Source organism: Serpentinicella alkaliphila, from assembly GCF_018141405.1.
GTDB classification, from domain to species: domain Bacteria; phylum Bacillota; class Clostridia; order Peptostreptococcales; family Natronincolaceae; genus Serpentinicella; species Serpentinicella alkaliphila.
The window spans coordinates 1,443,114-1,456,115 of record NZ_CP058648.1; the positions used below are offsets into that span (position 1 = coordinate 1,443,114).

11 protein-coding genes are annotated in these 13,002 nt (G+C 32.0%); 10 read left to right on the plus strand and 1 reads right to left on the minus strand.

Annotated elements, in window-relative coordinates; translation table 11 throughout:
• Positions 1-12 precede the first annotated feature (12 nt).
• The 9 genes from HZR23_RS07355 (at position 13) to HZR23_RS07395 (ending at position 11,232) form a co-directional block, all read left to right on the plus strand.
• The gene (locus HZR23_RS07355) at positions 13-1,728 is read left to right on the plus strand and encodes a methyl-accepting chemotaxis protein (RefSeq protein ID WP_132849489.1); all 1,716 of its coding nucleotides are present in this window, start codon (positions 13-15) and stop codon (positions 1,726-1,728) included.
• 48 nt (positions 1,729-1,776) lie between these two features.
• Positions 1,777-2,592: a CheR family methyltransferase gene (locus HZR23_RS07360; RefSeq protein ID WP_132849487.1), complete on the plus strand. Its 816-nt coding sequence runs from the start codon at positions 1,777-1,779 to the stop codon at positions 2,590-2,592.
• Between the two features lie 27 nt (positions 2,593-2,619).
• The gene (locus HZR23_RS07365) at positions 2,620-3,642 is read left to right on the plus strand and encodes a protein-glutamate methylesterase/protein-glutamine glutaminase (protein ID WP_132849486.1); all 1,023 of its coding nucleotides are present in this window, start codon (positions 2,620-2,622) and stop codon (positions 3,640-3,642) included.
• A 40-nt stretch (positions 3,643-3,682) separates the two neighbouring features.
• Positions 3,683-7,099 (plus strand): PAS domain S-box protein, encoded by a 3,417-nt coding sequence (locus tag HZR23_RS07370; protein ID WP_132849485.1) that lies wholly within the window; start codon positions 3,683-3,685, stop codon positions 7,097-7,099.
• A gap of 18 nt (positions 7,100-7,117) precedes the next feature.
• Complete coding sequence (locus tag HZR23_RS07375) at positions 7,118-7,519, plus strand: response regulator (RefSeq protein ID WP_132849484.1); 402 nt, start codon at positions 7,118-7,120, stop codon at positions 7,517-7,519.
• A 132-nt stretch (positions 7,520-7,651) separates the two neighbouring features.
• A complete protein-coding gene (locus tag HZR23_RS07380) occupies positions 7,652-8,431 on the plus strand; it encodes a tetratricopeptide repeat protein (protein WP_132849483.1) in 780 nt (259 codons plus the stop codon).
• Between the two features lie 123 nt (positions 8,432-8,554).
• Positions 8,555-9,448, plus strand: coding sequence for a lytic transglycosylase domain-containing protein (locus HZR23_RS07385; protein ID WP_132849482.1), 894 nt, complete (start codon positions 8,555-8,557; stop codon positions 9,446-9,448).
• A gap of 33 nt (positions 9,449-9,481) precedes the next feature.
• Positions 9,482-10,198 carry an AraC family transcriptional regulator gene (locus HZR23_RS07390; RefSeq protein WP_132849481.1) on the plus strand — a complete coding sequence of 239 codons (717 nt, stop codon included), beginning with the start codon at positions 9,482-9,484 and terminating at the stop codon, positions 10,196-10,198.
• An 86-nt stretch (positions 10,199-10,284) separates the two neighbouring features.
• A complete protein-coding gene (locus HZR23_RS07395; protein ID WP_132849480.1) occupies positions 10,285-11,232 on the plus strand; it encodes a DMT family transporter in 948 nt (315 codons plus the stop codon).
• On the opposite strand, the gene HZR23_RS07400 is transcribed toward HZR23_RS07395, so the two are convergent.
• Positions 11,229-11,456, minus strand: a complete 228-nt coding sequence (locus tag HZR23_RS07400; protein WP_132849479.1) for a hypothetical protein — start codon at positions 11,454-11,456, stop codon at positions 11,229-11,231. The genes HZR23_RS07395 and HZR23_RS07400 overlap by 4 nt on opposite strands.
• A 135-nt stretch (positions 11,457-11,591) precedes the next feature.
• Here HZR23_RS07400 and HZR23_RS07405 point away from each other — a divergent pair, with 135 nt between their 5' ends.
• Positions 11,592-12,899 carry a hypothetical protein gene (locus HZR23_RS07405; protein WP_132849478.1) on the plus strand — a complete coding sequence of 436 codons (1,308 nt, stop codon included), beginning with the start codon at positions 11,592-11,594 and terminating at the stop codon, positions 12,897-12,899.
• Positions 12,900-13,002 lie beyond the last annotated feature (103 nt).

Below are 13,002 nucleotides of genomic sequence, written 5' to 3' on the forward strand. Positions count from 1 at the left end.
GGGGAGAACTAAATGAAATGGTTTAAAAATGCTGAAATTAAAAAGAAATTAATAATAAGCTTCGTGTTAATAGCTCTATTAGCCGGAGTTATTGGAACTATGGGTATATATAATATGAATAAACTAAATGGTAGAACAAAAGAATTGTACTATGACAGGTTAATTCCTGTTGTAGATTTATCACAAGTACAAAAAAACCTATATATAATGCGTTCAAACTTTTTATTGTTAATACACGAAAGAAATGAGTCTCAAAACCCGCAATTAATCTCAGAAATAAATAAACTACACAATGAAAATACGGAATTACTCATGAAATATGGACAGACTAAATTAAATGAAAATGAAGAGAACTATTTACAACATGTAAATGATGAGATTACAGTTTATGCAAGACATAAGGATGACATTATTGGGTTAATACAGACAGGAAACTATAATGATGCTCTTAAGCTATACACAGAGTTTGTAAGGATAAGGATTCAGTTAGATGGGGATTTATCAAATTTAGTAAATGAAAATATAGAAGAGGCTAGAATAATATATAATAGAAATATATCTGATTTTAAGACTCAGCTTACTATAATGATTGTAATTGTTATTATAGGAATGTCACTTGCTGTAGGTCTAGGCCTACTTATTTCAAGCTTAATTAGTAAGCCAATAGGAGAACTAGTACAAGTTTCAAATAAAATTGCCGACGGGGATCTAGATGTGAATATTGATATCGAGACAAAGGATGAAATAGGAGTTTTAGCACAAGCCTTTAGAAGGATGACAGAAAAAATTAATGATGTTATGTCTAACATAAACTCAGCTGCTGAGCAGGTGGCTGCTGGTTCTAAACAAGTATCTGATTCGAGTATGGGCTTATCCCAAGGGGCAACGGAGCAAGCTAGCTCCATAGAAGAATTGACAGCATCCTTAGAAGAAATCTCTGCCCAAACTAGACTTAATGCTGAAAGTGCTACTGAAGCTAATAATTTAGCGGAATTGGCTAAATCCAATGCAGTTTTAGGTAACAGTCAAATGAAAGAAATGCTTGGTGCTATGGAAGGAATAAATGATTCTTCTAGCAGTATATCAAAAATTATTAAAGTTATTGATGAGATTGCGTTCCAAACTAATATATTAGCCTTAAATGCTGCTGTTGAGGCTGCCAGAGCCGGCCAACATGGCAAAGGCTTTGCAGTCGTTGCAGAGGAAGTTCGTAATTTAGCCGCAAGGTCTGCTAATGCTGCTAAAGAAACTACAACTATGATAGAGGGATCCATAAAAAAAGTTGAAGAGGGAACAAGGATTGCAAATGATACAGCAATTGCATTAAATACAATTGTAGATGGAGTTGCAAAAGTTGCAAATTTAGTTAGTGATATTGCAATAGCATCAAATGAACAGGCTGCTGCAATTACACAAATAAATCAAGGTATTATGCAAGTATCAGAGGTTGTCCAAACAAACTCTGCAACATCAGAGGAAAGTGCAGCAGCTAGTGAAGAATTAGCAAGTCAGGCAGAATTGTTAAATAATCAAGTTGCAAGATTTAAACTAAAGAGAAGTTATCAAACTGGAAATTACAAAGGATTAGAGGAACTAAATCCAGAGGTATTAAGAGTACTTGAGAATATGAATAATAAAAATAAGTATAGTAGTGAATTATTAAATCAAAGTGTTAATAAAAAAACTAAAAATATTGTATTAAGTGATAAAGAATTTGGAAAATATTAGTATGAATTGGGAGGGGGTTTGGCTCCCTCCTTTTAAAGGTGGATTATTATGCTAGGGATTACGGACAAAGAATTTATGCAGTTATCTGATTACATAAAGATGAATTTCGGCATTCATTTAAAAAAAGAAAAGCAGACTTTAGTAACTGGTAGATTATATAATGTTCTTCAACAACAAGGATTTAATAGTTTTACAGATTATTACAAATATGTTATAGCTGATAAAAGTGGTGAGGCGGTGGTTACTCTTATTGATAAAATTACTACAAATCATACGTTTTTCATGAGGGAAGTTGACCATTTCTATTATTTCCGGGATACGGTGCTACTTTATTTAGCGAATAGCGTTAAAGAAAAGGATTTAAGAATATGGAGTGCAGCCTGCAGTTCCGGGGAAGAAGCATATACTCTAGCAATGATAATAGATGAGTTTTTTGGAGTAGAGAAACATATGTGGGATACTAAAGTACTAGCTACTGATATATCAAATAATATTTTAAATACTGCAAAAAAAGGTGTATATAGTAGAGAGAGGATTTCACCTTTGCCCTCTAGTTGGAAAAAAAAGTATTTAAAAGAATATGAAAACGATAATTATGTTTTTATAGATAAAATAAAAAATGAAGTTTTATTTAGAAAACTTAATCTAATGGATAGAAGTTTTCCATTTAAAAAGAAATTTCACGTAATTTTCTGTAGAAATGTTATGATATACTTTGATAATGAAACTAAGAATGAATTGATTAATAAATTCTATAACTTATTGGAACCGGGAGGCTTTTTATTTATAGGACACTCGGAATCGATTAATAGGGATAGTCCAAAATTTACATACGTAAGACCTTCTATATACAGGAAATTATAAGTTCGTAGAAGAGGTGGTAGCAATGGGGTGAATAGTAAGATTAAAGTTTTAGTTGTAGACGACTCCTTAGTTTTTAGGGAAGTGCTGGCAAGGGGTATTTCTTCAGACCCGAATATAGTGGTAGTTGCTAAGGCAGAAGATGCCTTCGATGCTAGGGATAAAATATTAAAATATGAACCAGATGTTATGACTTGTGATGTTGAAATGCCAAAACTAAACGGAATTGAATTTATACGTAGATTGTTACCACAATATCCATTGCCTGTTATAGTTGTAAGTAGTGTAAGCTATGCAGTTTTTGATGCTATGAATGTAGGGGCAGTAGATTTTGTAACTAAGCCAAATATTAATTGTTCTAGAGGAATTGAAGAGTTTATTTATGAGTTGATTCAAAAGGTAAAAATCGTATCTAGAGCTAATATAAATCCAAATGCAGAAGTGAATAAATTTAACTTCATCAGTGGAGATAGTGTGGATACAACAAAAATTATAGCTATAGGGGCATCAACTGGGGGGACAGATGCAATCTACAATATACTAAAGTCCATGCCTCCTACTACTCCGGGTATTGTAGTAGTACAGCATATACCTCCAATATTTTCAAAGATGTTTGCTGAGAGGCTTAAAAATAAGACTAAATTAATGGTCAAAGAGGCTGAGAATGGAGACTATATTGAACCTGGAAAAGTGTTAATTGCCCCAGGTGATAGACATATGAAAGTAAAAAAACAAGGTGATAGGTATAAAGTAGAGGTATTTAGTGGAGAAAAGATAAATGGACATTGTCCTGCAGTTGATGTTTTATTCGAATCAGTTGGAAAAGAGGTCGGAAGTAATGCTATTGGAATTATATTAACAGGTATGGGTTATGATGGAGCTAGAGGACTACTATCTATGAGAAGAAAAGGGGCTAGAACTATTGGTCAAGATCAACAGTCTTCTGTAGTCTATGGTATGCCAAAAGTAGCTAATGATATCGGAGCAGTTGAGAAGCAAGTCTCTCTTCATGATATTCCTAAGATACTTTATTCAATGATAAATAAAATATAGCTTAGTTAAAATCCTTTAATATAAGTTGAGGTGAATTAGCATGATGGATATAAATCGTGTAGTATTAGATTCCATAGGCGATGGTGTAATAACAACAGATATAAGTGGTAAAATCGAATATATGAATAAAGCAGCTGAAGATATAACTGGATGGACTCAACTAGAAGCTCTAGATAAACATTTTGAGCATGTTTTTAATTTAATTAATATGATTTCCAATGAATATATTGAAGGACCTATAAATGTGGTACTTCAAAGTGGAAAATCTACTGGACTTCGAAACAACACTGGAATAATATCAAAATATGGTAGTAAAAAATATGTATCCGCTAATTGTACCCCAATTAATCAGGACGGAATAATTAAAGGTGTTGTAGTAATTTTTAGGGATATAACAAAATTAAAAAATATTGAAGAGAATTTGCTAGTGGAGAGAAATAATCTAAAAGCAGCATTTGAATATTCACCTATAGGAATGCTAATTATAGATGAAGATTTAATAATTAAGCAAGTAAATACTGCATTTTTAAATTTCTTGAAAGAAAATAAATCAGAGATAGTTGGTAGAAGGCTTGGTGAAGGTATAAGATGCCATAGAACATTTTCTACTCCATGTGGAGAAGGCGAAAAATGCAAACTTTGCGATATACGGAATGCAATAAATGATGTTATTAGTACTTCTATCCCTAAAAATAGTTTAATAATTAACCACAATATATGTATAGATGGAAGACGGGTAAGCCCATGGCTAGAAATTAGCTTTATACCGATAACAATATCTGGTGAGAATCACTTCATGGTATCGATGAATGATATTACGGAACAAAGAAACTATGAAGAAAGCCTTATAAGGGCACAAAAATCCTGGATAAAAATGATGGATGATTTTCCAATACCAATCTGGCGTTCAGATAAAAGTATGAAGGGTGATTATTATAATAAACTATACTCAGAGTATTTCTGTAAAAATATAGAAGATATTAGAGACTATGGTTGGCTAAATCAAATTCATCCTTTAGATAGGCATAGATGTGAGCAGACGTTTAAAGAAAGCTTTGATAAGCTTAGTGTTTTTCAGCTAGAGCATAAATTCAAGGGATATGATGGTGAATATCGCTGGGGATTAAGTATAGGTGCACCCTACTATGATATTGAAGGTAATTTTGCTGGTTATTTAGGAACTGTAATTGATGTAACTGAAAGAAAAAGGACAGAAGAAGAATTAAAAAGATATCATTTGCTCGCTGAAAAAGCTAGAGATATTATTCTGTTTTTAGATTTTAATGGTAATATAGTGGATGTAAATGATGCAGCGGTAGAGTCCTATGCTTATTCGAAGGAAGAGTTACTATCAATGAATATATATAATCTTAGAGATACAGATACAGTGTATTCTAAAGAACAATTTAGTGGCGCTATAGATAAGGGAATTAGTTACGAGAACATGCATCGAAGGAAGGATGGTAGTAAATTCCCTGTAGAAGTAAGCTCTATAAGTACCTATTTAGACGGGGAACTGATAGTTTTAAGTATAATAAGGGATATATCAGAACGAGTGATTATAAATAGAGCTTTAAAGCAGAGTGAAGAGAAATTTAGAACTTTATTTGATAAAACCTTTGATTCAGTTTATCTATTAGAGGTAGTTGAAGACGAAGATATATTAGCTAGGGTAATAGAGGCGAATAGTAAAGCTACTCAAAGTTTGGGGTATAGTCGAGAGGAATTCATTGGAACATCTATATTTAAAATTAATAGTTTAAAAAGTAACACAAATAAAGACTCCATTCTAAAAGAACTCATTGAAAAAAAGACATTGTTATATGAAGCCACCCATATTTCAAAATACGGTAAAGAGATTCCTGTTGAAATAAACTCCCACTATTTTGAAAATAACAACAAGAAATATATTTTATCTGTTGCAAGAGATATATCTGAACGCAAAAAATCCGAAGAAAATCTGAAGAAAGCAAAGGAAGAAGCTGAAGCAGCGAACCAAGCTAAAGGTCAGTTTTTAGCAAATATGAGTCATGAAATTAGGACTCCTATTAATGGTATGGTAGGCATGATTGATTTAACTCTGCTTACGGACTTAAATATTGAGCAGAGAGAAAATCTAACAATAGCTAAAAGTTGTGCTGCATCACTACTTAACGTAATAAATGATGTATTAGATTTTTCTAAAATTGAAGCGGGCAAATTAAATATTGTAAATTTGGATTTTAATTTGAAAAATCTTATTAATGATATTATAAAGGCACATTCTGTTCATGTTGAACAAAAAGGATTAACCTTAAATTATACACTATCAAGTGATGTTCCAACCTATATAGTAGGAGATAAAAATAGGCTTCAGCAAATATTAAATAACCTATTGAGTAATAGTATTAAATTTACCAATAGGGGAGAAGTTAATCTATCTATAAAAAAAGCTAAATCGAACGTTGACCAACTAGAACTATTATTTGAAGTGTCGGATAGTGGGATTGGAATTAAAAAGGAAACCAGGGATAAGCTTTTTAAAAGTTTCAGTCAAGTGGATAGTTCTTTTACTAGAAAATATGCAGGTGCAGGCTTAGGGTTAGTAATAACAAAACAACTGATAGAGATGATGGGAGGAAGTATCTGGGTAGAAAGTGAACCCGGAGTAGGTAGTTCATTTTACTTTACAATAAAATATGAAATTGCTAGCAGATCACAGCTAACATCAATTAATACCCCTTCTGAAATTAACAAATTATCAGAGAAGAAGTCCATTCTACTAGTTGAAGATGATAATGTTAATCAAATAGTTCTAAATAGAATGCTAAAAGAAAAAGGACATAGTGTGCATTTAGCAAATAATGGTTTGGAAGCAATAGAGCTGTACAAACAAAAAGAATTTGATGGTATACTTATGGATATACAGATGCCTGAAATGGATGGTATAGAAGCAACAAGACGAATAAGAAAAATAGAGAGTATTTTGGGTAGATCCACTCCGATAATTGCATTGACTGCTTTTGCACTACGTGGGGATAAAGAACAATTTTTATCAATGGGAATGGACGGATATATTTCAAAACCTGTACAAATGGATGAGCTTTTCAGAACTATTGAGAAGGTATTTGATAAAGGAAATAATAAATTACCTAAAGGTATAAGAATTAGTGAAGATGGTGAGATTGAATTTATTAAATCATATGAAATTAAGCCAATGGAATCAAAAGTTATTGCTAAAATTGAGGAGTATATTTCTAAACTTTCTGATGAGACAGTTCATAATGATTTTCCTCAAATCGAGGGCATAGCCCATGAAATTAAAAATATGGCTAATGAAATTGATGCAGACAATATAAAAACCTTAGCGTTTAAATTAGAGCTTGCGATAAGAAGGGATAATTTAACTGATGCACTTGTCTTTATAGAAAAAATACAAACGGAATTTAAAACTTACAAAAATGCTTTGATCATTTAAATGAAGGAGTGATAACTTATGAGGATTTTAATTGCGGAAGACGACATGGTTAGCAGGAAGTTTTTAAATAAATTTCTTTCTCAATATGGGGAATGTGATTTAGTAGTAGATGGATTAGAAGCCATAGATGCATATATGATGTCCTTAAAGGACGATGAGCCATATGAGTTAGTTTGTTTAGATATTATGATGCCAAAAGTTGATGGAGTAAAGGTTTTAAAGGCCATTAAGGATTTAGAAAACCAGAAGGGCGTATCAGTCAATGGAGGGGCGAAAATAATAATGACAACTGCATTATCGGAGGCTCAGTTCGTACAAAAGGCCTTTCAATATGGATGTGATGCATACGCTTCAAAACCAATAGATATTGAGAAACTAGAACAAGTGTTAGATAAGCTAGGTTTTAAGAAAATAAAATAACGGTAAAATGGGTATTGATTTTTTTCAATATCCTTTTTTTATCTAGAATATATTTTTCAAAATCTAATGTCCTTTTCAATGTAAGGTGCTAAAATATATATATCAAAGTTAAATCAAGAAAGAGGGATAGGGATGAAAAATAGAGACGTTTATTTGAATAGACGACTGTTTCTTGTACTAGGTACATTTATTATAGGCTCAATAGCATGGGTAATATTTATGTATAATGGTATTTATGGAGAACGTGGTATGTCACAGGTCTCTGTAGTCGGAATATCCTATGATAGTATAGAATCTCTATCATTACTTGATCAAATTGAGTTATTAGAGGAAATAGAAGAATATAATGAAAAAACTGAATATATTTTGTCAGAGTATGCAAAACGAAGAGATGCCCTAGGATATTTTGCAAATATAAAGTTAGCTAGATTTTATGCCTTAAATAATAAGGTTGAAGGGAGTACATATTATAATCAAGCCATAGGTCTATATGAAACTAAGGAACTAAAATACGAATATGCAGAATTTTTAAAGTTTAATGATATTGAAAAAGCAGCTAAAGTCCTTGTGGAACTACTACCAGATATGGCAGCAATAGAAGGTTTAGAGTCTTTAGGGATTAGTCATGAGGATATACTGGATATTCTATTTACAAAAAAACAGTGGCAAACTTATATCAATTACTATAGACAAAATTACGGTAGTGAGTTTGAAGAAATAGAGCTAGACAAAAAATTAAAATTTGGTATTGCCTTAGGTAATTTAGGCCGTTATACTGAAGCATTATCAATTCTAGAAGAGTTAAATAATAAAATAGTAGACAATGTGGACTTTAAATGGTGGTATGCTCGTTCCTTAGAGGAATTAGGACAAGTTAGGGAAGCAAAAGAGCTCTACAAAGGCATAGGTTAATTAGGTGCATACCGTCTTGGTATTATTTTAGAGAAGGAAGGTAAACTTAAGGAGGCTGCAGAGTCTTATATAAAGAGTAATTTAAACATATCTAGATGGCGTGGTGCACAAATATTAGATGAGATGGGTGATTCTAATAGAGCTATAGATGCATATTTACAGATTGCAAAGGAAGAGGGAGTTTATGAGGATGATGCAGCATACAGGGCTTTTGTTTTATTAAATAAGAGTTCTAGGGCTGAAGCAGAGGACATGATTAGAATTTTAGAGCAATCCCCCGTATGGATGAAAAGGATTGGTAAGGAGCCTAAATGGACTCCTAGAAATAATGTAGATGTAAAAATACCTGAGTTTCTAAAAAGAATAGAAGACTATAAATATATGGACAGAGAAGATCTGGCAAAAATTGAATTAGCTATAGTTGAAAAGAATGGAAATAGAATTGAAAAACTAGCCCTAGGTGAGTGGTATCGTAGTCAAGGGAACTATCCAATGGCTGTAAATTGGGGAATAAGAGCACTTAGGGAAGAACCATGTATGTTTGCCTATGAGTTAGCCTATCCCAGACCATTTGAAGATTTAGTAAAAAGATGGGCAAAAGAATATAATGTGGATCCATATTTAATTTGGGCAGTAATGAGGGAAGAAAGTCATTTTAGGGACAGTGTACATTCAAGAGTAGGAGCTATAGGATTAATGCAAATTATGCCAGCCACTGGGAAAGATATTGCAGGTAGGCTCAAAATAACAGTTACAAATGAGGATATACTACAACCAGATATAAATATTAGATTTGGCACTTTTTATATTCGTTCAATGCTAAATATGTTTTCAGATGATTTAGATAAGGCTCTGGCTGCCTACAATGGTGGTGGGGGTAATGTAAGACGTTGGAGTAATAGTAATTTAGGCAGTACTGCCATGGGATTTCCAACCTCCATTACTTTTTTAGAAACTAGAGAATATATTACAAAAGTTAGTGATTCATATTATATCTATAAATGGTTATATGAATGATAGGAACTAACGTAGCTCAGAGGGGGAATGGGGATGAATTTCTTAAAAAAAATAGAGTGTCAGCGACGGGTATATACTAGTAAATATCAAACCCATTCCCATGCTTATGGACAACTTATATTACCATTACAGGGTAGTATGAATATTAAAACAAGCTCATTTGATTATGAAGTGGATGATAGACATTTATTTTATATACCACCGGACTGTGTACATACTTTCTATTCTAATAATATAAACGAGTTTCTAGTGATTGACATACCCTTAGAAGTTTTTAATGGCTTAGGAATTAATAAATATGGAAAAGAGCTGTACCAAATATTAGATGATAGGTGGAAGGCCATAAGATATTTAATATTAGAAGAAATAAATTATAAGGCATATGGCGGATCTCTAGTAAATTTAATTAAATATATGACTAGTGTTTTATTTCAAAATAATATTCCAACATCTATACAATATATAAATGATAATTACAGTCAACAACTCACAGTTGAAAACTTAGCGGCTATGGAACATTTTAATGTGTCCTATTACTGTCAATGGTTTTTTAATCAAACTGGAATGACACCTAATGAATATATTCAAAACCTGAGATTGGAGAAGGCAAAGATATTATTACAGGAAACAGAACTTTCTTTGTTAGAGATATCGCAAATTGTTGGTTATTCTCATCAATCCTCACTAAGTAGGCTATTTCAAAAGAAAGAGGCACTAAGCCCAGGTTATTTTCGCAAAATGCGAAGGTAGGATAAATTTATCTATAATACGGTAAAGAATATTAACTTCATTTTTATTACAATAAAAGTAAGACATAAATGAAATGAGTGATAAAAATGGATGTTAGTAGTAATATTAAAGAAAGTATAGATTCAAATATAAAGTTAAATATACAAGTTAATATGAGCCTATTGTTAATTGTAGTAGCTTCTATTTTTTGGGGCACTTCAGGCATTGCAGCTAAACATTTAATAACTACATATGATATCCCCCCCTTAACTATAGGAGCTATGAGGCTTTTAATTGCAACTCCAATTCTTATGTTTACATCAAGAGTACAGATGCAGGAAAAGATAAGCTTTGGAAAGAAGCATTTAATATTCTTTGTTATTTATGGTGTAAGTATTGCAATGTTTCAAATTACCTTTTTTAATGCTTTGAGAATTTCTATGGTTTCAATAGCGACACTAATTGCACTATGTACGTCTCCGGTTTTTGTTGCAATCTTATCAAAGTTTTTTCTAGCAGAGGATATAACGCGAAGAGTAGCTATATCATTAAGCTTTAGTACGATAGGAACAATATTAATAATGGGTACAAGTAGTTATAATGGAGGAGCTGGAGAATCACAAATGTTTGGTTATATGCTTGCTCTTGGAGCAGGATTTTCCTACGCTTTGATTACCATTTGTGGTAAAAAGCTAGTCCAGTTTTATACTCCTGTTTCTGTTGTTGCTACTGCTTTTAGTCTAGCTTCGATAGTCATGATCCCATTTATTAGAATCCCAAATAATCTATCAGTTTCCGGGTGGTTAATCCTACTGTATTTAGGTCTGGGACCTACAGCATTAGCATACATTTTATTTAATACGGGACTTAAAAAGGCCTCCGCAACAAAGGCATCTATTGCATCATTATGTGAGCCATTAACAGCAACTACTTTGTCATTAGCTGTTATCGGAGAGCGTTTTACTACATTACAAGGAACTGGGGCATCTTTGCTAGTAATGGCACTATTATTAATTGTAATTAAGAAGGAACAAGGGAATCCAGAAGTTAGCTAAATTCTATTTACTTTCTTTACCCAAAAATCACGTTCTGTAATACTACAGCTAGGACATTTTTTTACTCCTAGCTTTTTATCTTTTTGAAAAATAACAGGCATAGAACAATATGGACACCATAAATATTTTGACTTAAGAACTATACCTTCTGGGAGTTTTTTATCTTTAACATTTTTAGGTTTTGGTATAAGGTCAAATAAATTCTGTTCATTTTCATTTTTCATAGAGTACCTCTTTCGAAAGGAGTAATTAAATTAACATATTTATTATAATACTTAGTTTGTATAATGCCAATAGGAAGAGTAGTGGCCTAATATTTGGGAAATACTAATATGACTTCATAGAAAGGAGTTATGTTTATGAGAAAATGGGCTGTACTATTTTTAATCCTTTTAGTATTACTTATACAAATGGGCTGTAGACCCATGGAAAGAATTAATAGAGAAAATAACAAATTGGTTGAAGTAGAGGAAGTTAATAATATTGAAAGAATTACAGGCTTCAAAGCAGAAAATAATAGATTTTATTTTACAGGAATTCATGATAAATCCTTTAATTTCTATTACGTGGACTTAAAAACAAAGGAGTTAGTAAAGGAGCATGCTTCTATTGAAGAATTCGATTCCTTTATTCCCCTGGGAGAAGGGCAGGCTTTATTAGTAGATGGTCAAGGGCAATTATTTTTTAGGAAAAACGGAAATGACCAAAAAATAGATGATAATATTTCTACGGAGTATGGACCTAATTTACTAGTTTCCCCAACATTAAATAAAGCAATTTATACAAAGGGGACAGAAGGAAATGCTACTATGTATTTGTATACAGTAGGTGAAAAAAGTCCAATGTTAATAAAAGAAAATATTTCAACGGAAGCATACATTACTTTTGGATATACTTCAGTATGGAGTAATCTAGGGGATTATTTTATTTTCAATAATAATGAGATATATAATGCCGATGGTAAATTATTTGGATCTATTAATGCAGCAAGTATTAAATGGGCTCCTAACGACGAAAATATTGCATTTGTTAAAATGCCTAGTGATCCAAGTAGAGCAAAGATTTATTCTAGTCACTGGCAGTCTTATATTGGTAATGAATTTGCTATTTATAACATGAAAGAGAGAAGAGAAGAATCTGTGTTTACGCATGAATCTGGTTTAGTAAACGTTTTCGAGGATATTAGTTTTAGTGAGGATAGTTTGAAAGCGGGAATAGCTCTCGGCGATATAAATAGGGCACCGGATGGAGCATTAAATGCCATGACCTATCATAGTATTCTTGTCTATAAATTATCAAATGGTGAGAAGCAAGTAATTGATAATATGCCCTATAATTATAAGGACTTTTTATTTAATGAGTTTATTTATGGAAGTACATTAGGTAGACGTGATGTCGTTGAAATAGTTTCCCTAGAAGACGACTATAGAGTAGAATATAGTAACCCAAAGATTTTAAATAGTAAAGACATGTTCATAGCTTACTATAATGATAGAGGCTATTTATTGAGTAATAGAGACCTAATTATGTTTGAATCTGATAATATAAAGAATACTTCAATAGTAATAACATTTCCTTGGGATGTAACATCAATTCATTTAGATACTAAAAGTAAGCACTTTGCAGTATTAAATAAAGACAATCAGTTGTTTATTTTAAAGATATAAAATGTATAAAATGTATAAAATGTATAAAATGTATAAGGGAAGGGCAAATGCTCTTCTTTTTCGCTGAGTAGCTATAAATTTACCCCATAATCAATATGTTAAA